Source organism: Azohydromonas australica DSM 1124 (assembly GCF_000430725.1).
In the GTDB taxonomy this organism is placed as follows: Bacteria; Pseudomonadota; Gammaproteobacteria; order Burkholderiales; family Burkholderiaceae_C; genus Azohydromonas; species Azohydromonas australica.
In genome coordinates this window covers 115,516-138,611 of record NZ_KE387212.1, presented here as the reverse complement: position 1 = coordinate 138,611, position 23,096 = coordinate 115,516, and the positions used below count along the sequence as shown (strand labels likewise).

Here is a 23,096-nt window from a genome sequence, read left to right as displayed (position 1 = left end):
CTTCACGAGCCCGTGGGCCGCGGCAGCCACTGCAGCAAGGTCGCGTACAGCCGCGCGGGCTCCACCGGCTTGGCGACGTGGTCGTTCATGCCGGCGTCCAGGCAGGCCTGCCGGTCCTCCTCGAACGCATTGGCGGTCATGGCGATGATCGGAAGTGCCGCGCCGATGCGCCGGCGTATCTGCCGCGTCGCCTCCAGCCCGTCCATGACCGGCATCTGCACGTCCATCAGCACGAGGTCGTAGGGCTTGCTGGTCACCAGCTCCAGCGCGCCGCGGCCGTCCTCGGCGGTTTCCACTTCCAGCGACACGGCCCGCAACACGGCGGACGCCACTTCCCGGTTGACGAAGTGGTCCTCGACCAGCAGCACACGCTGGCCGCCGTGGCGCGAGCGCAGCAGGGCCTCCGACGCTTCCCTGGAAAGCGGATCGGATGTTTCGCCGCGGCGCTGCTGCAGCGCCTGCAGCAGCGCATCGGCCTCGGCCGCGTCGCTGGCGGCCGGTGCCCCCCGGTCCCCGGCCGCCGCCGGCGCGCCCTGCGCCTCGGACGGCCGCGCGCGGCCCAGCCAGGCGGTGAACCAGAAGGTGCTGCCCTGCCCCGGCACGCTGTGCAGGCCCACCTCGCCATCCATCAGCGTGGCGAGGTGGCGCACCAGGGCCAGGCCCAGGCCGGTGCCGCCATGGCGGCGGGTGATCGAGCCGTCGGCCTGCTCGAAGGCCTCGAACACGGCCTCCTGGCGCTCCGGCGGGATGCCCGGTCCGGTGTCCTGCACCTCGAAGCGCACCAGCAGCCGCGGCCCGTCCTCGCGCAGCAGCCGGCCGCGCAGCTGCACCGAGCCCCGGGCCGTGAACTTCACCGCGTTGGACAGCAGGTTGAGCAGCACCTGCGACAGCCGCGTGGGGTCGCCGCGCAGGCGCCGGGGCAGGTCGTCGGTGTCCAGCCGCAGCGCCAGCCCCTTGTCGGCCGCCAGGGCGTGCACGATGTCCAGCGAGCGGCCCAGCAGCTCGTCCAGCGAGAACTCGCTGTCCTCCAGCACCATCTTGCCGGCCTCGATCTTGGAGAGGTCCAGGATGTCGTTGATCAGCTGCAGCAGGTGCCGGGCCGCATCCCCGACCTGCCCCAGGCGCTGCTGCTGCAGCGGATCGCTGGTGTCGCGCAGCAGCAGGTGGGTGAGCCCGATGATGGCGTTCATCGGCGTGCGGATCTCGTGGCTCATGTTGGCCAGGAAGGCCGTCTTGGCCGCGCTGGCCACCTCGGCCTGCCGGGTGCGCTCGCGCAGCTGCTCTTCGAGCGCCTTGCGCTCGGTGAGGTCGGTCAGCAGCACCAGGAAGCCCAGCGCCTGCCCCTGCGCGTCGCGCAGCACGCTCAGGTGCAGCAGCCCGGGGAAGGAGCTGCCGTCGTCGCGCATGTACGTCCACTCGTTGCGCGGGCCTTCGCCCGGGCGCGCCCGCTCGGGCAGCAGGCCGGCGATCAGCGCCGCGGGCATGCGCGAGCCCTCGGCCTGCACGTCGGGCGGGAAGAACTGCGCCTTGTAGGTCAGCTCGTCGGGCTCGCAGAACTCCGTCACCAGGCGCCCCAGCACCTGCTGCGCCGGGCTGCGGAACATGGCCTCGGCGGCCGGGTTGAAGGAGGTGATGCGCCCTTCCAGGTCCGTGGAAATGACGGCGATGCGGGCGCTCGCGACGATGGCCTTCTCGCGCTCGCTCAGCGCTTCCAGCTCGGCCGTGCGCTGGCGCACCTGCTGCTCCAGCCTGTCGCGCGCGGTGCGCTGCTCGTGGATGTCGGTGGCTGCGCCGAACCAGCGCACGACCTGGCCTTGCGTGTCGAAGATCGGCTCGGCCCGCAGCAGGTGCCAGCGGTACAGTCTGTCATGCCGGCGGATGCGGTGCTCGTGCATGACTGGCCCGGGCGTGGCCAGCGCGCGCCGCCAGACCGCCTGGGTGGCGGGCAGGTCATCGGGATGGATCGTCGACGTCCAGCCCTGGCCCGTGCTGTCGGACGTGCCCAGTCCGGTGTACTCGTGCCAGCGCTTGTTGTACCAATCGACCTGGCCGCCGGGCCCGTTGCTCCAGAGCAGGTCGGGCACGAGGTCGGCGATGGCGCGCATCTGCGCCTCGCTCTCGTGCAGGGCCGCTTCGGCTTGGCGGCGCGCCGTGAGATCCACCGTGACCGCCAGCAGGCGGGGCTCGGAACCGGGTTCGGGCTCCAGCCGCGTGAGGCTGCTCTGGGCCATGACCAGCGTGCCGTCCGGGCGCTGGTAGCGCTTTTCCAGCGTCACGCTGCCGCCCTGCGCCAGCACGCGTGCAGCCGCTTCCAGGCTGCGGGGCACGTCGTCAGGGTGCGTCACGTCCCCGATCGTCAGCCCCAGCAGCGCCTGGGCACCGCGGCCGACGATGCGGGCCAGCTCCGGGTTGACGCGCAGGAGGCGCCCATCGGGCGCGATCTCGGACAGCCCCACCGGCGCCCGCTCGAAGATCGAGTTCAGGCGTGCCTCGACCTGGCGTTGCGCCGCTTCGGCGTGCAGCCGGCGCGTGGTTTCGATGACCGTGATGAACACGCCCCTCACCGTGCCCGCCTCGTCGCGCACCGGGCTGTAGGTCAGCGACAGCCACACGTCTTCCAGCGTGCCCGAGCGCGCCAGCGGGTACAGCGCGTCCTCGAACACCAGCGACTCGCCCTGCCAGACCCGCTCGTAGATCGGCGCGTTGATGTGCCAGACCTCGGGCCAGCACTCGTGCGTGGGCTGGCCCAGCCCGGCCGGATGCTTCACGCCCATCAGGTCGCGGTAGGCGTCGTTGTAGATCTGGATGAGCTGCGGCCCCCACAGCACGATGGTGGCGAAGGGATGCGCCAGCAGCAGCTGCACGGTCGTGCGCAGCACGGCCGGCCAGCGCTGCGCGGCCCCCAGCGGGGTGGCGGCCCAGTCGTGCTCGCGCACGCGCCGTGCCATCTCGCCACCGGCGAAGGGCCAGCCGGTGGAGTCGCGGTCGAATCGGTTCAGGTCCACGTGCAAGCCTCGTCCGAGCCTGTGCCCAGGTTGCAGCAATGCCGCTGCCCGCATGCGTACTCGGACAGCACCCTCAAGCCCGGCCCATGTACCAGCCCTGGAACTCGTCGGCCGGCAGCGGCCGGCTGATGCAATAGCCCTGCGCCTGGTCGCAGGCCATGGCCGCGAGATGGCTGAAGGTCTCATCGTCCTCCACGCCCTCGGCGATGACCAGCAGGCGCAGGCTGTGCGCCAGGTCGATCGTGGAGTGCACGATCGCCGCCGAGTCGGCGTCGCGCCGCATGCCCCGGATGAAGGTCTGGTCGATCTTGAGGGCATCCACCGGCAGGCGCTGCAGGTACGACAGCGAGGAGTAACCGGTGCCGTAGTCGTCGATGGCGATCCGCAGGTCCAGCCGCTTGAGCTGCTGCAGCTTTTCCAGCGCCGCCGCCGGGTCGAGCATCAGCGCGCTTTCGGTGAGCTCGAACTCGATCCAGTCCGGCTCGGCGCCCCAGGTCGCCAGCGCGCCCTCGATGCGCCCGAGCAGCTTGGGGTCGTGCAGGTCGCGTGCCGAGAGGTTCACCGACAGGGGCAGTGCCCGGCCCTGCTCGCGCCAGGCATAGCTGTGGCGCAGGGCGGCCTCCAGCATCCAGTAGGTCAGCCGCGTGATCAGCCCGGTCTGCTCGGCCAGCGCGATGAATTCGCCCGGATTCACCTGGCCCAGGCGGTCATGCTGCCAGCGCACGAGGGCCTCGGCGCCGCAGACCTGCGCGGAAGCGATCTTGAGCTTGGGCTGGCAGTACAGCATCAGCTCGTCGTGCTCGATGGCCTTGCGCAAGTCGCCCATGAGCGCCAGGCGCTGCGCGCAGTCGCGGTCGAAGCCGCTCTTGAACAGCACCACCGGCGTACCCATGGCGCGCGCCTGCGCCAGCGCTATGCCGGCGCGGCGCAACATGCCTTCGGCGTCCGCGGCATGTCCCGGGAACAGGCTGACGCCCGCGTTCGAGCGCGCATCGAGCAGCACGCCCGCGACATCGACCGGCTCGTCGAGCGCGGCCAGGAGCCGCTGCGCCAGCCCCATGGCCTGCTCCGCACCCGAACGCGGCATGAGCACCGCGAACTCGGCGTCGGCCAGGCGGCCCAGCGTGCCGGCGTGGCCGACCGTCTGCTGCAGCCGGTCGGCCACGGCCACCATCAGCTTGTCGACCTCCGCGCTGCCCAGCGTCGCGTTGAGCTCCTGCAGATGCGCCATGCCGATGCGCACCAGGGCCAGCGGCCAGCGCCCGGCGCGGGCCACGTCGATGGCGCTGCCGAGCAGCTGGCACAGGCGCACCCGGTTGGGCAGCCCGGTCACGCTGTCGAAGTACGCCATGCGCCGGATGGTTTCCTCGGCTGCCGCGGCCTTGAGGCGGTGGCGCAGCGCGCCCAGTCCGTAACCGAGATCGGCGACTGTGGCGGTGAGCAGCTGCACCTCCTGCTCGTCGAAGCCGTCGGTTTCCGCCGCCAGGATCTGCACCGACCCCACCAGCTCGCCGTCCACCCGCAAGGGCAGCGTCACCACCGACCCGTACCCCCGCCGGCGTGCCTCCTCGCGGAACGGGTACCCGGGGTTGTTGGCGACGTCGTGCATGACCATCGGCCGCTGCGCATCCAGGCACGCCGCCATGGTGCGGCCGATCTTCGAGGCGGCCAGGCTGCGCCGCAGCTTCAGGAAGCCCTCCTCGAAACCGGCGTGCGCCATGGGGCGCATCGTCCGGGCCTCGTCGGGCTCGATGTAGCCCACCCAGGCCAGCCGGTAGCCGCACTCCTCGACGGCCACGCGGCAGACCTCCTGCAGCAGCACGGCCTCGTCCTGCGCCTGGGTCAGCGCGTGGTTGATGGCCGCGCGGATGCGCAGCGCCCGGTTCAGGCGCAGCACCTCGGCCTCGGCCTGCTCGCGTCGCTGGCGCAGCCGCAGGAACTCCAGCCCGAAGGCCACGTCGTCCGCCACCTCGCGCAGCACCTGCAGCTCCCGATGGCCGAACGCGTCGGCCTCGGGCGCCCCGATGCTCAGGGCCCCGAACAGCTCGCCCCCGATGTGCAGCGGCAGCGCCAGCACCGAGCCCAGGCCGCGGCGGCGCGCGAACTCGCGCCACATGGGCGGGTAGGCCTGCGACTGCACGTCATTGAACAGGCACTCGGCGCCGGTACGGATGGCCGTGCCGGTGGCACTTTGGCCGCGCTCGGTGTCGTCCCACCACAGCGCCCCGGTATCGGCAGCGGCGCTACGCCCGGCATGCGCCAGCGTCGTGACCGTCCGCTCGTCGTCATGCTCGGCACGTCCGACGCGGGCCAGGCAGTAGCCGGCCTCCTCGACCACCACGCGGCAGATCTCCTGCAACAGGGCCGCCTCTTCCGTGGCTCGCAACAGGGCCCGGTTGCAGCCGCTGAGCGTGCGCAACGCCCGCTCCAGGCATTGCTGTTCGTCCTGTTTGGACAAGGCGTTTTTCATCATGGCGCCCCTGGTGGAGGCTGCGAGCAGCCGCTGGCGCTGCTGTACTCCTTCTTTGGTCAGTCGTCACCACCATCGACGCCGGCGCGTCGGGCCGTGCCGACACTACATCCGGTCATCGTGCTTGCGCTGCGCAACGTCTTGGGCTCATGGGTTGCTGCCCGCCGCCGGCCCGCCGTGGGGCCGCAGGCCCGGCACGCGGGTCCTGGCGCCGGGGTCCGGGCGCAGAGGGCTCGCCTCCCGACGCGGGGAGGTGCTTCGAACACGAAGGAGCCACTGCATGAAGACCGTCATCCTTGCCGTTGCCCTGTCAACACTGGCGCTGGCGTCATGGAGCGCGCCCTCGGGGCCGCCCAAGTACCGCGTGGAGGTGGTCGGGGGATCGGACCCCGTGGCACGCATGACCTACGGTTTGGCCATGAACAACCTGGGCCAGGTCACGGGCTACAGCCGCTTCGACGATCCCGAGCAATTTCGCTACGGCTCGGTCTTCCTTTACGGCAACCATACGCTGCAGCAGATCGCGCCGTTGAACGAAAGCACCTCGCGCGGCTTCGGCATCAACGACCGCGGCGATATCGTCGGCAGCTTTGGGCGCGATGGCCGCTCGGTGCCCTACCTCTACCGCGACGGTCGGGTGATCGAGCTCGAAGGCCTGGCGCCCGGCTGGGGCGGCGAGGCCAAGGCCATCAACCAGGCCGGGCAGGTGGTGGGCGCGGCGGGCAACGGCCGCGCCTTCATCTACGACAACGGGCGCCTGCGCTACCTGAGCGAAGAGCCGCTGCGCAGCCACACGGCCAACGCCATCAACGACCGCGGGGTGGTCGCGGGCGAGATCTTCACCAGCTGCTGCGGCTTCGAAGGCTTCACCTACAGCGATGGCCAGTTGCGCCACCTGCCCACGCTGGGCGGCGACTACAGCAGCGTGCTGGCCCTCAACAACGCCGGCGACATGGTGGGCTACAGCTGGCAGGCCGGCGAAGACGGCACGCGCCAGGCGGTGCTGTACCGCGGCAATACCATCACGCCGCTGACGCTGCCCGGCAGCGTGCTGGGCCAGGCCAACGACATCAACGAAGACGGCTGGGTGGTGGGCAGCTTCTTCACGCGGGACATCTCCGATGTCGGCTTCCTGTACCGCGACGGCCAGACCTACGACCTCAACGGCCTGCTGTGGGGCAACGCCGGCGAGCTGCGCCACATCACCAATGCCGTGGCCATCAACGACGCCGGCCAGATCCTGGTCCACAGCCGCAACAACACGCCCTGGCAATCCTTCCGCACGCTGGTCCTCACGCCCGTCCCCGAGCCCTCGACCTGGGCCATGCTGCTGGCCGGCCTGGGCGTGGTCGGGGCCGCGGCGCGCCGGCGCCACGGCTGAGCCGGCGAGCGCCGGCTGTGCGCGCTCAACGCCGGCGCGGTGGCACGGTTCGGTTGGCGGAGCCAGGGTTCGCGGTGGCATCCGCCTGCGTCGGCGAGCCGCGATCGAGCCACTTCAGCAGCGTCGCGTACAGGGCCTGCGGCTGCACCGGCTTGGACACGAAGTCGTCCATGCCCGCGGCCAGGCAGGCGTCGCGGTCCTCGTCGAAGGCGTTGGCCGTCATGGCCAGGATCGGCAGCGCCTGCAGTCCGGGCAGCGCGCGCAGTGCCCGCGTGGCCTGCAATCCGTCCATGACGGGCATCTGCATGTCCATGAGCACCAGCGCGTAGCGGGCCTGGCTGGCTTTCTCCACGGCGGCCTGGCCGTTTTCCGCGAAATCCACCTGCAACCCGACGGCGCGCAGCAGCGCCAGCGCCACCTCGCGGTTGATGTCGTTGTCCTCGGCCACCAGCACCCGTGTGCCGCCATGGCGCTGGCGCAGCTCGGCGTCGGGCCTTGCCGGCCGGGCCTCCTCATGAGCCTGCACACCGGCGCCACGGCCCAGCCATGCCGTGAACCAGAAGATGCTGCCGCCGCCTTCGCGCGGTTGCGCGCCGGCACTGCCGCCCATGAGCTCGGCAAGGCGCCGCGTGATGGCCAGGCCCAGGCCGGTGCCGCCATGCTCGCGCGTGGTGGAGGCGTCGGCCTGCTCGAAGGCCTCGAACAGCCGCAGCAACTGCGCCGGATCGATGCCCACGCCGCTGTCCTCGACCTCGAAGCGCACCAGCAGCCTGCCGTCGCGCTCATCCAGCTGCCGCGCGCGCAGCGCGACGTGACCTTGCGGCGTGAACTTGACGGCGTTGCCCGCGTAGTTGAGCAGCGCCTGGCGCACGCGTGTCTCGTCGCCTCTCAGCCACCGCGGCAACGTGCCGGCATCCGCCTCCAGGCGCAGTCCCTTGGCGGCGGCACCCGCACCCACGATGGAACGTACCTGCTCCAGCAGCGAGGCCAGTTCGAAGTCGCGCTCTTCGAGCTGCAGCTTGCCGGCCTCGATCCGGGAGAGGTCCAGGATGTCGTTGATGATGGACAGCAGATGCCGCGCCGCGTCCCCGATGCGGGCCACCTGCTCGGCCTGGCGCGGTGCCAGGCTCTCCTGGCCGAGCAGGTGCGCCAGCCCGAGGATCGCGTTCATGGGTGTGCGAATCTCGTGGCTCATGTTGGCCAGGAACGCGCTCTTGGCGCGGCTGGCGTCCTCGGCCCGGTAGCGTGCCGAGACGTCGATCGCGATCTCAAGCACCTCGTCGCCCACCTTGCGGGCCGCAAAGAGGCCCCACCAGCGCGACCCGTCCTTGCGGATGTACTGTTTCTCGTAAGGCGTGGCCTCGCCCAGGGCGAGAACTTCCTGCACCGCGTGCAATGACAAAGCGTGGAACTCCGGCGGGGTGAGGTCCTGCCAGGTACGGCCCAGCGCCTCCTCGCGCGTGAAGCCACTCATGCGCAGGAAGGCGTCGTTGACCTGCGTGAGCCGGAAGCCGGCCCCCCAGAACAACACGCCCACCGTGGCGAGCGAAAACGCGCCCTGCAGCCGCTCCTGCGCGGTCCGGCGTGCCGTGACGTCCCAGTGCACGCCCTTGACGCGTGGCCGGCCGGTAGCGGCATCCACCACCCACCGGCCCCGCTCCTCGACCCGCACGAGCCTGCCATCGCACGGGCGAATCACGCGGTATTCGCTGTGCCAGTCGTGGCCGCATTGGCCCGCCTCCAGCAAGGCAGCGTGATAGCGCGCCGCGTCGTCGGGGTGGATGAGCTTCAGGAACTCCTCGATGCCAAGCAAGCGCAGGCCCGGCTCCAGGCCGAAGAGCTCGACCGATTCGTCGGTGAGGCCGAGGCAGTCCGTCGCCGGGTCCCAGTCGAAGACGCCCATGGTGGCCGCCCGCAAGGCCATTCCCAGCTGCTCGCGGCTGTTGCGCAGCGCGGTTTCCGCGCGTGCGCGCTCCACGGCAGCCCAGGTGCGCTCGGCCGTCTCCTCCACCAGCGCCACGTCTTCGTCGCTCCAGCGCCGGGGCGTGGCGCCGTGCACGGCCAGGATGGCCACCAGCGCGCATTCCTTGACCAGCGGCACGCCCACGGCGGCGAGGATCTGCACGGCGGCGTGCGCCTGGCGCTGCGCCGGCGTGAACCGCGGGTCGGTACCGCTGTCGTGAAACACGAGGCACTCGCCGGCGCCATAGGTGGCCATGATCCAGTCACCGAAGGTGCGAGCCGAGTACGCCCCATCGGGCAGCGACACTGCGCCCTGCTCGTAGCCCTTGACCACGATCCAGTCGTCGCCCCGGACCTCGGCATAGAAGGCCCGGTTCACGCCCAGCTGCTCGGCCAGCAGCCGCGTGGCCTGCCGCTTGATCGCCTGCGCGTCCTGCAGCGGGCGCAGCGCGTCGCTCAGGCGCAGCAGGAACGCCTGGCGCGCCTGGGTTTCATGCCATGCGGCTTCCATGCGCAGCCGCGGCGCCGCCTTGATGGCGGTCAGGAGCACACCGGCCACGCGGCCCGAGTCGTCGCGCACCGGGCTGCAGGCTAGCGTGACCCAGGCGTCCTCCCGCTGGCCCGAACGCGTGACGGGAAGCAGCGTCTCCTCCAGGCTGACCGACTCGCCCTGCCAAACCCGCTCGCAGACGGCCCTGTTGACAGGGCCGACCTCGCCGGCGGGAGCCCCAAGGCCCGCCGCCTGGTCCATGCCCATGAAACCCCGGTACGCGTCGTTGTAGATCTGGATGAGCTCGCGTCCCCACAGCACGATGGTCGGCCAGGGATGGGCCAGCACCGTCTCGACGGTCGTGCGCAGGCTCACGGGCCACTGCTCGGCGGGACCCAGTGCAGTGGCAGCCCAGTCGAACTCGCGCACACGTTGCGCCATCTCGCCGGCAGCGATCGGCCAACGGGGAACAGGCTTGTCGTTGGAGCTGTCTACGTCCATGCGACAGCGTAGCCCAGGCGGAGTGCGTGCTCACTGGGGGCCATCACGTGCCCGGCCTTTCACGCCGCCCGCCGTGACGCCACGGCCCCGGCCGGCTCGCGGGTCAGCGTTTTTCGGGCTCTTCGACAGCCCCGGCCGGCAGGCCGGGCACCGCCATCACGCCAGCACCGCCGCAGGCGCGTTCGCGGCCTGCCGCGCTTCCCGCTCGGCGACCAGGGCACGCACGCGCGGGATCAGCTCGCGCCCGTAGTCCACGGCGTCGTCGAGCGGGTCGAAGCCGCGGATAAGCAGCGTGCCCACGCCCAGCTCCACGTACTTCAGCAGCGCCTGCGCCACCTGCTCCGGCGTGCCCACCAGCGCCGTGCTGTTGGAGCGCGCGCCGGTCTCGCGCGCCACGGCCGTCCACAGCCGCTCGTCCACCACGTCACCCCGCTCGGCCGCGCTGAGCAGACGGCGTGCGCCCTCGCTCTGCTGCGGACCGCCGCGCGACCAGCCCGCCTCGGTGCGCAGGCGGCGCGTCTCGGCCAGGATGTGTTCGGCCTTCTCCCAGGCCTGGCTTTCCGTGTCGGCCAGGATCGGACGGAACGAGACCGAGAAGCGGATGTCGCGCCCGTGCCGGGCAGCCTCGGCCCGCACGCGCTGCGTCAGCTCGCGCGTCTGCTCCAGCGACTCGCCCCACAGCGCGTAGGCGTCGACATGCTTGCCGGCCACGCGCAGCGCGGCCTCGCTGGCGCCGCCGAAGTAGATCGGGAGGTGCGGCTTCTGCAGCGGCTTGACCTCGGAGAAGGCCTTCTCGTAGCGGTACAGCGGCCCCTCGTGGTCGAAGGGCGCCTCGGCCGTCCAGGTGCGGCGCAGCACCTGCAGGTACTCGTCGGTGCGGGCGTAACGCTGGTCGTGGTCGAGGAAGTCGCCGTCGCGGCGCTGCTCCTCGTCCGAGCCGCCGGAGATGATGTGCACCGCCAGCCGGCCGCCCGTGAAGTTCTCCAGCGTGGCCAGCTGCCGCGCGGCGAAGGCCGGCCCGATGAAGCCCGGGCGGTGCGCCAGCAGGAAGTGCACGCGCTCGGTCACGCTGGAGGCGTAGGCGATGACCTGGCTGGCATCCGGACCGGTCGAGTGCTGCGGCACCAGGATGCGGTCGAAGCCCGCGGCCTCGTGCGCCTGGGCGAAGCGGCGCACGTAGTCGCGGTCGATCACCGGCCCCTGCGGGCGCAGCGTCTCCGACTGCAGCTGGGTGGTGATCATGCCGATGATCTCGACGTTCATGGAGGGGCTCCTTGCTGGGGTGTGCGGAAGGTTGAAAGGTCCGCCACCGTAGAGCGCCGGCTCCGGGCAAGGCAAATAATCAAAACTGCTATTCATGCTTGCATTGCATGTTTGACCGGGCTGGCCGTCCGCTTCTACGCTGGCCGCCGGATCAGATCTCGCATGGACTTCGCATGAGCCTCGACACCCTGGCACCGGCGCGCGCAAGCGCTCCACCGGCTTTGGACACGGCGCCCGAGCCCGCCTTTGCGCCGGCGGGCCGACCCGATGCAGCGCTGCTGGCCCACATCACGCGCACCCTGGCCGCCACGGCGGCCGAGCACGACGCCAGCGCAAGCTTCCCGCACGCCAACTTCGAGCTGCTGCGCCGCCACGGCCTGCCGGGCCTGGTGGTGCCGCGCGAGCTGGGCGGCGCCGGCGGGCGGCTGGCCGAGGCGCGCGAGCTGGTCGCCGCTGTCGCCCGCGGCGAGCCGGCCACGGCGCTGGTGCTGGTGATGCAGCTGCTGCTCACGCGGCTGCTGAGCCAGCCCGATTGCCGCTGGCCGGCGGCGCTGCGCGAGCGCGTGCTGCGCAGCGCCGTGCGCGAAGGCGCGCTGGGCAACCAGCTGCGCGTGGAACCCGAGCTGGGCTCGCCCGCGCGCGGCGGCCTGCCCGGCACCGTGGCGCGGCACACGCCCGACGGCTGGCGGCTCTCGGGCCACAAGCTCTACACCACCGGCATCGACGGCCTGCGCTGGCTGGTGGTGTGGGGCCGCACCGACGAGGCCGAGCCGCGCGTGGGTCAGTTCCTGGTGCCCGCCGACGCACCGGGCCTGCGCGTGCAGCGCAGCTGGAACCACCTGGGCATGCGCGCCACGGCCAGCGACGAGGTGCTGCTGGACGAAGTGCCGATTCCGCTGGATCACGCGGTGGACCTGCGCGCGCCCGGCGAGTGGATCACGCGGCCCGATCCGGAGCAGCAGGCCTGGATGAACGTGCTGCTGGGCACGCTCTACGACGCCGTGGCGCGCAACGCGCGCGACTGGCTGCTGGACTTCCTGCGCCGGCGCGTGCCGTCGAGCCTGGGCGCGCCGCTGGCGAGCCTGCCGCGTGTGCAGGAGGCCGTGGGCGAGATCGAGCTGCTGCTGCTCGCCAGCCAGGCGCAGCTCGACGCCGCCACCGCCGCGGCGGACGCGGGACGGCCCTGGCCGGTGGCGGACAGCGGGCTGCTCAAGGTCGCCGTCACGCGCAACGCCATCGCCGTGGCCGAGCTGGCGCTGCGCCAGTCCGGCAACCACGGGCTGGACCGCGCCAACCCGCTGCAGCGCTACCACCGCGACGTGCTGTGCGGGCGCGTGCACACGCCGCAGGAGGACAGCGCCCTGGTGGCGGCCGGCCGCATTGCAATGCAGCCGGCCGCGGCGGGCTGAACCCGCATTCCCGAAGCTTCAGGAGACTCCCTTGAGCACCACACCCTTGCGCGACTTCGTGGTCGCGGTCACGCGCGCGCTGGACCACGACGCCCCGGAGCCGGAGCGCCTGGCCGCCGTACGCGGCGCCCTCGCCCGCCTGGTGGCGCGCGACGACTGGCTCCCCGAGGAACTGGCCCAGCCGCATCCCCAGCACTACCGCCAGTACCTGCTGCACGCCGACCCGCTGGAGCGCTTCTCCGTCGTGAGCTTCGTCTGGGGCCCGGGCCAGCGCACGCCGGTGCACGACCACACCGTCTGGGGCCTCATCGGCATGCTGCGCGGCGAGGAGATCGCGCAGGGCTTCGCCCATGACGCCGCGGGCTGCCTGGTGCCCTCCGGGCCGCCGCAGCGGCTGCACCCGGGTGACGTCGAGGCGGTGTCGCCCACGCTGGGCGACATCCACCAGGTCAGCAACGCCTTCGACGACCGGACCTCCATTTCCATCCACGTCTACGGTGCCAACATCGGCGCCGTGCACCGCTGGGTCTACGGCCCGGACGGCACCCGTAAACCCTTCGTTTCCGGCTATTCCAACAACTGGGTCCCCAACCTCTGGGACCGCTCCGAGGAGACCACCTGATGCCCGACTCTCCCGACCTGCCGCGCCTGGGCGCGTCCGACGTGCGCGCCGCGCTGCTGTCCAGGCGCGAGATCGCGCTGATCGACGTGCGCGAGGAGGACCCCTTTGCCCAGGAACACCCGCTGTTCGCGGTGCAGATCTCGGCCGGCCGCATCGAGCTCGACGCGCCCTGGCGGCTGCCGCGGCGTGACGTCGACATCGCCGTGTACGACGACGGCGAGGGCCTGGCCGAGCCCGCGGCGCGGCGGCTGCAGGCGCTGGGCTACACCCGCGTGCACCTGCTCGAAGGCGGCCTGCAGGGCTGGCGCGACGCCGGCGGCGAGCTGTTCCGCGACGTGAACGTGCCCAGCAAGGCCTTCGGCGAGCTGGTGGAGCACGAGCGCGGCACGCCCTCGCTGCCGGCCGAGGAGGTCAAGGCGCTGCTGGATGCCGGCTCGGACGTGGTGGTGCTGGACGCGCGCCGCTTCGACGAGTACCAGACCATGAGCATCCCGGGCGGCGTCAGCGTGCCCGGCGCCGAGCTGGCGCTGCGCGTGCGCGACCTCGCACCCGACCCGGCCACGCGCGTCATCGTCAACTGCGCCGGGCGCACGCGCAGCCTCATCGGCACGCAGAGCCTGGTCAACGCCGGCATTCCCAACCCCGTGGCCGCGCTGCGCAACGGCACCATCGGCTGGACCCTGGCCGGCTTCGAGCTGGACCACGGCGCGCAGCGCCGCTTCGGCCCGGCCAGCGAGTCCAGCCGCCGCGCCGCGCAGGCCGCCGCCCAGGCCCTGGCCGACCGCGCGGGCGCGCTGCGCCTGACGCGGGACAGCCTGGCCGCCTGGACGCTGGACCGGCAGCGCACCGTCTACAGCTGGGACGTGCGCACGCCCGAGGAATACGCCGCCGGCCACCTGCCGGGCTTCGGCAGCGCGCCGGGCGGGCAGCTGGTACAGGAGACCGACGTGTTCGCCGCCGTGCGCGGCGCGCGCATCGTGCTGGCGGACGGCGGCAGCGAGTCCGACGGCGTACGCGCGGCCATGACGGCGCACTGGCTGGCGCAGCTGGGCTGGGAAGTGGGCTGGCTCACCGACGTCGCCGCGGCGCAGTTCACCGAGACCGGCGCCTGGCAGCCGCCGCACGCGCCGTTTCCGGCGGTGGACTCGGTGACCCCGGCCGAGCTGGCCGACCAGCTCGCCCAGGGCGACGGCACGCTGCTGCTGAACGTCACCACCAGCGCCAACCACGTCAAGGGCCACATTCCGGGCGCGTGGTGGGTGCTGCGCGCGCAACTGCCGCAGGCGCTGCGGGCGTTGCCGGCGCCGCGGCGCATCGTGCTGACCTGCGGCAGCAGCGCGCTGGCACGCTTCGCCGCGGCGGACCTGGCCCGGCTGACCGACGTGCCGGTGGCGGTGCTGGAAGGCGGCAACGCCGCCTGGGCCGCCGAGGGCCGGCCGCTGGAGTCGGGCGAACAGCGGCTGGCGAGCCCGCGCATCGACCGCTACCGCCGGCCCTACGAGGGCACCGACGCGCCGCGCGAGGCGATGCAGGCCTACCTGGACTGGGAATTCGGGCTGGTCGCGCAGCTGGGCCGCGACGGCACGCACGGCTTCAAGGTGCTGGGCGGCGCGTGAGCGACGACCGCCCGGGGTCGTGTCCGGCCGTCGCCGGCGCGCACGGCACGGGCGAAGCCGTCGAACCCGGGCATGGAGCGCAAGGGACAGGCGATACAGTGCCGCCCCAGTCCCGCTCCCTGCATGCATCGATGAAAACGGAAGACCTGCGCGCCTTCGACGCCGTGGTGCGCCACGGCTCGATCAGCCTGGCCGCGCGCGAGCTCGGGCTGACCCAGCCCGCCACCACGCGCCGCATCCAGAACCTGGAGGAGTCGTTGGGCGTGCAACTGCTGGACCGCAGCATCAAGCCCCCCAAGCCCTCGCCGCTGGGCTTGCGCGTGCATGCGCAGACCCGCGCCGCGCTGCGCGAGATCGATGCCCTGCGCGGCCTCGTCACCACCGACGCCATGCCCAGCGGCCGCCTGCGCCTGGGGCTGACACATTCGATGGGCGCGTCCAGCCTGGTGGCGCTGCTGCTGGACATGAAGAGCAGCTTCCCCGAAGTGCAGCTGCAGGTGGCGACCGACTGGAGCACCCGGCTGGTGGACGCGGTCCAGCAGGGCCGGCTCGACGCGGCGGCGGTGTTCATGCCGGCCTCCAAGGTGTGGCCCGACACGCTCAGTGCGCAGCGGCTGGCCTCCACGGAGCTGCTGGTCGTGGCCGCCAAGGGCCGGCTGGCGAAGGGCAGCGTGCGGCTCAAGGACATCTTCGACGCGGGCTGGATCCTCAACCCCGACGGCTGCGGCTTCCGTGCCGCGCTGCAGCGCGCGCTGTCCGCGCAAGGCCTGCCCTTCCGGCTCAACCTGGAGACGCATGGCAGCGAGCTGCAGCTCGGCCTGGTCGCCGCCGGCCTGGGCCTGGGCTTCGTCTCGCGCCCGGCCCTGCAGGCCAGCGGCCATGCCGAGGCCCTGGACGTGCTGACGGTGCGCGACTTCGCGCTGGCGCTGGACGTGTGGATGGTCAGCACCGCCGCGCAGGGCAACCTGCAGCGCGCCATCGAGCACTTCGGCGCAGCGCTGGTGCGGGGGATGGGCGCGGAACAGCCGGCAGCAGCCCGCTCCGCCGATCGGCCCCAGAAGTAAGGTCAGCCTTCATGGCGGCCGGATTCATGCGTCTTGCATATGAATCCACCCAAACATTATTTGCCTGCTGAACATCCTCCCGGTGCAATGCGCTCTCGCAACGCAACTTCCGGGAGGAACGATGAATCCACCAGCCGCTCCTGAGCGCGCCCCCCTGACCCGCCGCCAGCTCCTCGGTGGCGCCGGCGCCGCCGCCGTGGTGGCGGCCAGCGCGGGCTTGGGCGCACACCGCGTCGCCGCGGCGCAGAGCCTCGGCAAGCCGCTGACGCTGGCCTGGAACGCCAACGCCATCTGCCTGGTCCCGGTGCCGGTGGCCGACCAGCTGGGTTTCTTCAGGAAGCACGGCGTGAAGGTGGAACTCACCAACTTCAGCGGCTCCACGGACGCGCTGCTGGAGTCCATTGCCACCGGCAAGGCCGACGCCGGCGTGGGCATGGTGCACCGCTGGCTCAAGGCGCTGGAGCAGGGTTTCGACGTCAAGATCACCGGCGCCTCGCACGGCGGCTGCACCCGGCTGGCGGGCTCCAAGGCGGCCGGCGTCACCGATCTGCAGAAGCTCAAGGGCAAGACCATCGGCGTGAGCGATCTCGCCAGCCCAGGCAAGAACTTCTTCGCCATCCTGCTGAGCAAGCACGGCCTCGACCCGAACAAGGACGTCCAGTGGCGCCAGTACCCCGCGGACCTGCTGGGCTTGGCGGCGGAGAAAGGAGAGATCCAGGCCATTGCCGACAGCGACCCCAACCTCTACCTGATCCAGAAGCGCCACAAGGACCTGGTGGAGGTCGCAACGAACCTCACCGGCGAGTACGCCGACAAGACCTGCTGCGTGCTGGGCGTGCGCGGCTCGCTGGTGCGCGGCGACAAGGCCACCTCGGCGGCGCTCACGCGCGCCATCGTCGAGGCCAGCGACTGGGTGGCCAACAACCCCAACGAGAGCGCGCGCATCTTCTCGAAGTTCTCGCCCGTGCCCGAGGCCGACCTGCGCGCCGTGCTGGGCACGCTCACGCACAACCACCATCCGTCCGGCGTCGCGCTGCGCCAGCAGATCGAGTTCTACGCCCGCGACTTCAAGTCCATCGGCGTGTTCAAGCCGGGCACCGACCCGGCGAAGTTCGCCAGCCACGTGGTGGCGGACGTGCTGGCCTGAGGGAGCGGCGATGAGCATCCTCTCTTCCGGGCTCTCGCCCGCGCTGCCGCGGCCCGAAGCCGCGCGCCGGCCGCTGCGGGTGTGGTGGACCGGGGCGCTGTCCGCGCTGGCCTGGGCCGCCTTCGGGCTGCTGACCTGGCGGCTGCCCAACGTGGAGCTGGGCTTCAGCGAGTGGGCCTACACCACGGAGCTGGGCGTGGCCGCGCTGCTGCTGGCGGCGCTGGCGCTGGTGGTAGCGGCCACGCTGCCGGCGCTGGCCGCCGCCCAGGGCGGGCGGCTGGCACGGGCGGACGCCGCGCTGCGCCGGCTCGGCCCCTGGCTGGTGGCGCTGCCGCTGCTGCTGGCGCTGTGGGAGCTGCTCACGGCCAAGCTGGCCTGGCTGCCGGCGCCCTTCTTCGCGCCGCCGCAGTCGCTCATCGAGGTCTACGGCGGCGACTACCAGCGCCTGGCCGAGTGCGCCGCGCACTCTCTGCTGCTGCTCTCGGCGGGCGTGGCCGTGGGCGCGCTGGCGGGCTTTCTCACCGGCGTGACCATCGGCTGGTCGCGCAGCGCCGGCTACTGGATCCACCCGCTGCTGCGCTTCCTCGGCCCCATCCCGTCCACGGCGCTGCTGCCCATGGCCTTCTTCCTGGCACCGTCGAGCTGGTCGGCCGCCGCGTTCCTGATCGCGCTGGCCACGGGCTTCCCGGTGACGGTGCTGACCTGGTCCGGCGTGGCGAGCGTCAACCGCCAGTACTACGACGTGGCACGCACGCTGGGCGCCAGCGAGTGGTTCCTGATCTGGCGCGTGGCCGTGCCCGCGGCGCTGCCGCAGGTGTTCGTGGGCCTTTTCATGGGCCTCGGAGCCAGCTTCTCGGTGCTGGTGGCGGCCGAGATGATGGGCGTGAAAGCCGGGCTGGGCTGGTATCTCACGTGGGCCCAGGGCTGGGCCGCCTACACCAACATGTTTGCCGCGCTGTTCGTGATGGCGGCGCTGTTCTCGGGCCTCATCACCGCGCTCTTTGCCGTGCGCGACCGCGCGCTGGCCTGGCAGAAGGGGACGCTGAAATGGTGAACGCCACGCAGGAACGACAAGCCCCCGCGCCGGCGCGCGCCGCGGGCGCCCACATCGCGGTGCGGGGCGTGAGCCACGCCTTCGAGCGGCCGCAGGGCCCGCTGCCGGTGCTTCAGGCGCTGGACATCGACATCCGCCCCGGCGAGTTCGTCGCGCTGCTGGGGCCCAGCGGTTGCGGCAAGAGCACGCTGCTGCGGCTGGTGGCGGGACTGGAGGCGGCCAGCAACGGCAGCATCCACCACGACGGCCGGCCCATCCTGCGCCCCGCGCCCTCGCGCGTGGTCGTGTTCCAGGACCCGACGCTCTACCCCTGGCGCACCGTGTGGGAGAACGTGGCGCTGGGCCTGCAGGCGCGCGGCGAGCTGGGCCGCCAGCGCCACCGCGTGGACGAGGCGCTCGCGCTGGTGGGCCTGTCGGAGTTCGCGCAGGGCTATCCGCATCAACTCTCGGGCGGCATGGCGCAGCGCGCGGCGCTGGCGCGGGCGCTGGTCAACGACCCGGCGCTGCTGATCCTGGACGAGCCGCTGGGCAAGCTGGACTCGCTCACGCGGCTGGCGATGCAGGCCGAGCTTGTCGCACTGTGGCAGCGCGCGGGCTTGAGCGTGCTGATGGTCACGCACGACGTGGAGGAAGCGCTGTTCATGGCGCAGCGCGTGCTGGTGATGGGCCCGCGCCCAGCGCGCGTGCTGGCCGAGCTGCGCGTGGACCTGCCCTACCCGCGGCACCGCGGCGACGAGGCGCTGGCGCGGCTGCGGCACGAGGCGCTGCGGCAGCTGGGGCTGGACCAGAGCTGGTGAGAGTCGGCTTCCATGGAAAACGGTTGGTGGCGCGGCTCCGGCCTGGACGCCCTGCTGGCGTCCATCACGCAGCTGGAGCAGGGCCTGCTGCGCGTCCTGCATGCCCTGGGGCTGGCGCCGCTGGTCCATGGCCAGCCGGCCTGGCCCTTCGACATGCGCGTGTCGGCGGCAATGCTCACGCTGGACGCCGCTCACGCGCGCCAGGTCGGCACGGTGCTGCTGCTCCTGGCTTTTGCCGCGCTGGCGCTGCTGCTGGCCGCGCTGCTGCGCTGGCCGCTGCGCGCGCGTCGTGCGGCGGCGCTGATGCTGGGCCTGGGGGCAACGGGCCTGGGCAGCGCGGCCTGGCAATGGCCGTCACCGGTGCTGCTGTGGGCGCCGGCCATGCCGACCAGCTTCCACCGCCTGCCCGAAGCCGCCGCGGCCAGCGCCCCGCTGCACGGCGCCGGCCTCTACGCCCGGCACTGCCTTGCCTGCCACGGCGAGAACGGCGACGGTGACGGCCCGCGCGCGGCCGAGGGCCCGCGCTGGCCGCCGACCTTCAACCGCAGCCTGCTGTGGCGGCGCAGCGACGGGGAGCTGTTCTGGCACATCCGCCACGGCATGCGCGACGCGCAGGGCCGCAGCACCATGCCCGCGCTGCCCGGAGAGCTGCCGGACGAGGCGGTGTGGCAGCTCGTGGGCTGGCTGCAGCTGCATGCCGCGGGCCAGCAGCTGGCCCGTGCCGGCGAGTGGCAACTGCCGCTGTCCGCACCGCCGATGTCGGTGCAATGCGACGGCGGCCCGCTGCGCCCACTGACGGCGCTGCGGGGCCAGCGGCTGCGCGTCGTCGCGCTGGGCCCACGCCAGCCGGCGCCGCGCGAGGACCCGCGCTTCCAGACCGTCCTGCTCTCCCCCGTGGCGCGGGCGCAGGAAGGCTGCCTGGCCGTCTCCGAGGCCGCCTGGCAGGCCTACGCGCTGGCGGCCGGGGTGCCGTCCCAGGCACTGGCGGGCACCGAGTTCCTGCTGGATCGCGGCGGCTGGCTGCGCGCGCGGCGCCGTCCCGACGACGCGCCCTGGAGCGACGCGATGCTGGTGTGCCGCGGCAACGGCAGCGACAGGCCGGCGCAGGCGCTGCGCGTGGCCGCCAGCGAGGGTGATGGCCTGGACCAGCTGCTGGCGCGCATGGACGCCGAGCCGGTGCGGCCGGTACGGGGCGGGCGGCTGCACTGAAACGTCAGCTCCGACGCGGCGCGGCTCCACGATGAAAACATTGCTTTCTTGCATCGTGGTGCGTCGTAATCATGCTCAACCTGAATTCTCATCTGCGCATTGATTCGTTCCTGCGCCACATGGGCTGACGGTACGGTAGCCCCCATGAACACTCGACAAGTCACCCTCGCGATCGGCAACACCAGCGAACGCTCGCGCACCAAGGCGTTGGCGCTGGCGATCGCCGATGCCCTGGCCGCACGGCTGCCGATCCAGCTGCGCGTGCTCGAAATCCACGCCATCGCGCCCGCCATCGGCGTGGGCCTCTCGACGCAGGAGCTGCCGCCGGCCGGCCGCGCGGCCGTGCAGGCCATCGAGACTGCGGACCTCGTCATCGCCGTGAGCCCGGTCTACAAGGGCTCGTACAGCGGCCTGTTCAAGCACCTGTTCGACCTGGTCCATCCCGAGGCCCTGGTCGATCGCCCGGTGCTGCTGGCAGCCAACGGCGGCAGCCCGCGCCATGCCCTGGTGGTCGACCACCAGCTGCGCCCGCTGTTCGCCTTCTTCCGCGCGCTCACCGTGCCCTCGGCCGTCTATGCCACCGAAAGCGACTTCGACGGCTACGCCTTGAACAGCGACGCGCTGAGCGCGCGCATCGACGAGGCCGTGGACCAGGCGGCGCGGCTGCTGCAGTCGCGCCAGCAGGCGCCGGCGCTGCTGCGCGCCGTGGCCTGAGCGGCCAGCCCCTTGCCGCGCCTGGACGCGATGTCGGGGTTGCCCGGTCAACGCTCGGCACTGCGGCGCCGGCCAGCGGCGCGCCGCGTCAGCCGATGAACAGCGTCGCCGGCTGCTCCAGGAACCCGCGGATCGCCTGCACGAAGCGCGCCGCGTCGGCGCCGTCGATGACACGATGGTCGAAGGACGACGACAGGTTCATCGCCAGCCGCGGCACGACGAGGCCGCCGCGCAGCGCCGGCCGCTCGACGATGCGGTTGACGCCCACGATCGCGACCTCCGGGTGGTTGATGATCGGCGTGGACACGATGCCGCCGAGCGCACCGAGGCTGGTCAGCGTGATGGTCGAGCCGGTGAGCTCGTCGCGCGTCACGTGCCCGGCGCGCGACGCTTCGGCCAGGCGCGTGACCTCGCGGGCGATCGCCCACAGGTCCAGCGTATCGGCATGGCGCAGCACCGGCACCATCAGGCCGTGCGCGGTCTGCGTCGCGACGCCGAGGTGCACCGCGCCGTGGCGCGTGACGACGCCGGCCTCGTCGTCGAAGCGCGCATTGAGCTGCGGGAACTCGGCACAGGCGAGCACGATCGCGCGCGCGATGAACGCGAGCAGCGTCAGCCGCGGCCGCTCGTGTTCCCATTTCGCGTTCAGCGTCGCGCGCAGCGCCTCGACCTCCGTGACGTCGACCTCCTCGACATAGCTGAAATGGGGAATGCGCCGCTTCGCCTCCTGCATCTTCATCGCGATGCGCCGGCGCAGCCCGCTCACCGGCACCGCTTGGGTGTCCTCGCGCGGGGCGGCGGCACCGCTCAGCGCCGCGGCCGGCGTCGATGGTGGCCGATGGCCGTGACGCGCGACATGCGCATCGAGATCGGCGTGCACGATGCGGCCGGCGGTGCCGCTGGGTTGCACGTCCTTCAATTCGATGCCGAGCTCCCAGGCGCGGCGGCGCACCGCGGGCGACGCGATCGGGCGCTCGTCGCGCGGCGCCGAAGCCAGCGCCGCGCTGGGCGCGGCCGGCTCGGCCCGCTGCCCGGCCGAAGGCGGTGGGGGCGCCGTCCGTGCCTTCACCGGCTGGTCGGCCGGCGCACCCCCGGCGGCCGGCAGCCGGTCGGCCGCGCCCGCTTCGCCGCCGGCCGCGTCCTCGAAGCGCAGCAGCACCGAGCCGACGGCGAGCATCTGCCCGACCTCGCCCCCGAGCGCGGCGACGCGACCCGCGGACGGCGAAGGAATCTCGATCGAGGCCTTGTCGGTCATCAGCGTCACGAGCGACTGGTCCTCGGCGACCTCATCGCCCGACTTCACATGCCACTCGACGACCTCGACCTCGGCGATGCCTTCGCCCACGTCCGGCACCTTGACGACACGTGCAGCCATGCTCAGTCCTCCATCACGCGGCGCAGCGCCGCTGCAATGCGCCCCGGGCCCGGGAAGTAGGCCCATTCCAGCGCATGCGGGTACGGCGTGTCCCAGCCGGTGACGCGCTCGATCGGCGCCTCCAGGTGGTAGAAGCAATGCTCCTGCACCAGCGCGGCCAGCTCTGCGCCGAAGCCGCTGGTGCGCGTCGCCTCGTGGACGACGACGCAGCGCCGCGTCTTCTTCACCGACTCGACGATGGCCGGCAGGTCCAGCGGCCACAGGCTGCGCAGGTCGATGATCTCGGCATCGACCCCGCTTTCTTGCACCGCCGACTCCGAGACGAAGACCATCGTGCCGTAGGCGAGCACGGTGACGTCGCGCCCCGGGCGGAACACCGCTGCCGACTCCAGCGGCACCGTGTAGTGGCCCTCGGGCACCTCGCTGGCCGGGTGCCTGGCCCACGGCACGACCGGCTTGTCCGGATAGCCGTCGAAGGGACCGTTGTAGAGCCGCTTGGGCTCCAGAAAGATGACCGGGTCGTCGCACTCGATGGCCGAGATCAGCAGCCCCTTCGCGTCGTAGGGCGTCGACGGCATCACGGTACGGATGCCGCAGACATGCGTGAACAGCGCCTCCGGGCTCTGGCTGTGCGTCTGGCCGCCGTAGATGCCGCCACCGCAAGGCATGCGGATGGTGAGCGGCGCCGTGAAGTCGCCGGCCGAGCGGTAGCGCAGCCGCGCCGCCTCGGAAACGATCTGGTCCGAGGCCGGGTAGAAGTAGTCGGCGAACTGCACCTCGACCACCGGCCTCAGCCCGTAGGCGCCCATGCCGACCGCCACGCCGACCAGCCCGCCCTCCGAGATCGGCGCGTCGAACACGCGCGAGCGGCCGTACTTCGCCTGCAGCCCCTCGGTGCAGCGGAACACGCCGCCGAAGTAGCCCACGTCCTCACCGAAGACCACGACGTTCGGATCGCGGCCGAGCATCACGTCCATCGCCGAGCGCAGCGCCTGGATCATCGTCATCTGCGCCATG

General features: G+C 72.2%; 16 protein-coding genes. 10 read left to right on the top strand and 6 right to left on the bottom strand.

The features are described from left to right. Window positions 1-2: 2 nt before the first annotated feature. A complete protein-coding gene (locus tag H537_RS55205; RefSeq protein ID WP_211235137.1) occupies window positions 3-3,005 on the bottom strand; it encodes a PAS domain-containing hybrid sensor histidine kinase/response regulator in 3,003 nt (1,000 codons plus the stop codon). 73 nt (window positions 3,006-3,078) lie between these two features. After that, the gene (locus H537_RS0134040) at window positions 3,079-5,463 is read right to left on the bottom strand and encodes a bifunctional diguanylate cyclase/phosphodiesterase (protein WP_211235136.1); all 2,385 of its coding nucleotides are present in this window, start codon (window positions 5,461-5,463) and stop codon (window positions 3,079-3,081) included. A gap of 292 nt (window positions 5,464-5,755) precedes the next feature. Between H537_RS0134040 and H537_RS56095 the strand changes: the two genes are divergently transcribed. Continuing rightward, on the top strand, window positions 5,756-6,856 hold the full coding sequence (locus H537_RS56095; protein WP_051244165.1) for a PEPxxWA-CTERM sorting domain-containing protein: 1,101 nt from the start codon (window positions 5,756-5,758) through the stop codon (window positions 6,854-6,856). 25 nt (window positions 6,857-6,881) lie between these two features. Here the strand turns inward: H537_RS56095 and H537_RS47130 are convergent, their stop codons facing one another. Together H537_RS47130 and H537_RS0134025 are read right to left on the bottom strand one after the other, a co-directional pair. After that, on the bottom strand, window positions 6,882-9,809 hold the full coding sequence (locus H537_RS47130; RefSeq protein ID WP_084151165.1) for a response regulator: 2,928 nt from the start codon (window positions 9,807-9,809) through the stop codon (window positions 6,882-6,884). 156 nt (window positions 9,810-9,965) lie between these two features. Continuing rightward, the gene (locus H537_RS0134025) at window positions 9,966-11,072 is read right to left on the bottom strand and encodes an LLM class flavin-dependent oxidoreductase (RefSeq protein ID WP_029001452.1); all 1,107 of its coding nucleotides are present in this window, start codon (window positions 11,070-11,072) and stop codon (window positions 9,966-9,968) included. A 173-nt stretch (window positions 11,073-11,245) separates the two neighbouring features. Here H537_RS0134025 and H537_RS47125 point away from each other — a divergent pair, with 173 nt between their 5' ends. The 9 genes from H537_RS47125 (at window position 11,246) to msuE (ending at window position 20,704) form a co-directional block, all read left to right on the top strand. Then, window positions 11,246-12,481: an acyl-CoA dehydrogenase family protein gene (locus H537_RS47125; RefSeq protein ID WP_084151164.1), complete on the top strand. Its 1,236-nt coding sequence runs from the start codon at window positions 11,246-11,248 to the stop codon at window positions 12,479-12,481. Between the two features lie 79 nt (window positions 12,482-12,560). Continuing rightward, on the top strand, window positions 12,561-13,103 hold the full coding sequence (locus H537_RS0134015; protein WP_238446913.1) for a cysteine dioxygenase family protein: 543 nt from the start codon (window positions 12,561-12,563) through the stop codon (window positions 13,101-13,103). Further along, on the top strand, window positions 13,103-14,719 hold the full coding sequence (locus H537_RS0134010; RefSeq protein ID WP_051244160.1) for a rhodanese homology domain-containing protein: 1,617 nt from the start codon (window positions 13,103-13,105) through the stop codon (window positions 14,717-14,719). The genes H537_RS0134015 and H537_RS0134010 overlap by 1 nt, the downstream gene beginning before the upstream one ends. A 131-nt stretch (window positions 14,720-14,850) precedes the next feature. Beyond that, window positions 14,851-15,783: a LysR family transcriptional regulator gene (locus H537_RS0134005; protein WP_029001449.1), complete on the top strand. Its 933-nt coding sequence runs from the start codon at window positions 14,851-14,853 to the stop codon at window positions 15,781-15,783. Window positions 15,784-15,904: 121 nt separating this feature from the next. Further along, complete coding sequence (locus H537_RS0134000) at window positions 15,905-16,930, top strand: ABC transporter substrate-binding protein (protein WP_043461276.1); 1,026 nt, start codon at window positions 15,905-15,907, stop codon at window positions 16,928-16,930. Window positions 16,931-16,940: 10 nt separating this feature from the next. Next, window positions 16,941-17,984 (top strand): ABC transporter permease, encoded by a 1,044-nt coding sequence (locus H537_RS0133995; protein ID WP_029001447.1) that lies wholly within the window; start codon window positions 16,941-16,943, stop codon window positions 17,982-17,984. Next, window positions 17,978-18,781, top strand: a complete 804-nt coding sequence (locus H537_RS0133990) for an ABC transporter ATP-binding protein (protein WP_029001446.1) — start codon at window positions 17,978-17,980, stop codon at window positions 18,779-18,781. The genes H537_RS0133995 and H537_RS0133990 overlap by 7 nt, the downstream gene beginning before the upstream one ends. 12 nt (window positions 18,782-18,793) lie before the next feature. Further along, window positions 18,794-19,990 (top strand): c-type cytochrome, encoded by a 1,197-nt coding sequence (locus tag H537_RS0133985; RefSeq protein WP_029001445.1) that lies wholly within the window; start codon window positions 18,794-18,796, stop codon window positions 19,988-19,990. A 144-nt stretch (window positions 19,991-20,134) separates the two neighbouring features. Next, on the top strand, window positions 20,135-20,704 hold the full coding sequence (msuE, locus tag H537_RS0133980) for an FMN reductase (protein WP_043461274.1): 570 nt from the start codon (window positions 20,135-20,137) through the stop codon (window positions 20,702-20,704). A gap of 88 nt (window positions 20,705-20,792) precedes the next feature. Here msuE and H537_RS0133975 read toward each other — a convergent pair whose 3' ends face one another. Continuing rightward, on the bottom strand, window positions 20,793-22,079 hold the full coding sequence (locus H537_RS0133975) for a dihydrolipoamide acetyltransferase family protein (RefSeq protein WP_029001443.1): 1,287 nt from the start codon (window positions 22,077-22,079) through the stop codon (window positions 20,793-20,795). A gap of 2 nt (window positions 22,080-22,081) precedes the next feature. Then, the gene (locus H537_RS0133970; protein ID WP_029001442.1) at window positions 22,082-23,095 is read right to left on the bottom strand and encodes an alpha-ketoacid dehydrogenase subunit beta; all 1,014 of its coding nucleotides are present in this window, start codon (window positions 23,093-23,095) and stop codon (window positions 22,082-22,084) included. Window position 23,096 lies beyond the last annotated feature (1 nt).

Excerpts from the sequence above, each read along its gene's own strand:
- H537_RS0133995 (WP_029001447.1), top strand. The coding sequence starts at position 16,941 with ATGAGCATCCTCTCTTCCGGGCTCTCGCCCGCGCTGCCGCGGCCCGAA.
- H537_RS0133990 (WP_029001446.1), top strand. The coding sequence starts at position 17,978 with ATGGTGAACGCCACGCAGGAACGACAAGCCCCCGCGCCGGCGCGCGCC.
- H537_RS47130 (WP_084151165.1), bottom strand. The coding sequence starts at position 9,809 with ATGGACGTAGACAGCTCCAACGACAAGCCTGTTCCCCGTTGGCCGATC.
- H537_RS0134005 (WP_029001449.1), top strand. The coding sequence starts at position 14,851 with ATGAAAACGGAAGACCTGCGCGCCTTCGACGCCGTGGTGCGCCACGGC.
- msuE (WP_043461274.1), top strand. The coding sequence starts at position 20,135 with ATGAACACTCGACAAGTCACCCTCGCGATCGGCAACACCAGCGAACGC.
- H537_RS56095 (WP_051244165.1), top strand. The coding sequence starts at position 5,756 with ATGAAGACCGTCATCCTTGCCGTTGCCCTGTCAACACTGGCGCTGGCG.
- H537_RS0133970 (WP_029001442.1), bottom strand. The coding sequence starts at position 23,095 with ATGGCGCAGATGACGATGATCCAGGCGCTGCGCTCGGCGATGGACGTG.
- H537_RS0133985 (WP_029001445.1), top strand. The coding sequence starts at position 18,794 with ATGGAAAACGGTTGGTGGCGCGGCTCCGGCCTGGACGCCCTGCTGGCG.
- H537_RS0133975 (WP_029001443.1), bottom strand. The coding sequence starts at position 22,079 with ATGGCTGCACGTGTCGTCAAGGTGCCGGACGTGGGCGAAGGCATCGCC.
- H537_RS47125 (WP_084151164.1), top strand. The coding sequence starts at position 11,246 with ATGAGCCTCGACACCCTGGCACCGGCGCGCGCAAGCGCTCCACCGGCT.
- H537_RS0134010 (WP_051244160.1), top strand. The coding sequence starts at position 13,103 with ATGCCCGACTCTCCCGACCTGCCGCGCCTGGGCGCGTCCGACGTGCGC.
- H537_RS0134025 (WP_029001452.1), bottom strand. The coding sequence starts at position 11,072 with ATGAACGTCGAGATCATCGGCATGATCACCACCCAGCTGCAGTCGGAG.
- H537_RS0134000 (WP_043461276.1), top strand. The coding sequence starts at position 15,905 with ATGAATCCACCAGCCGCTCCTGAGCGCGCCCCCCTGACCCGCCGCCAG.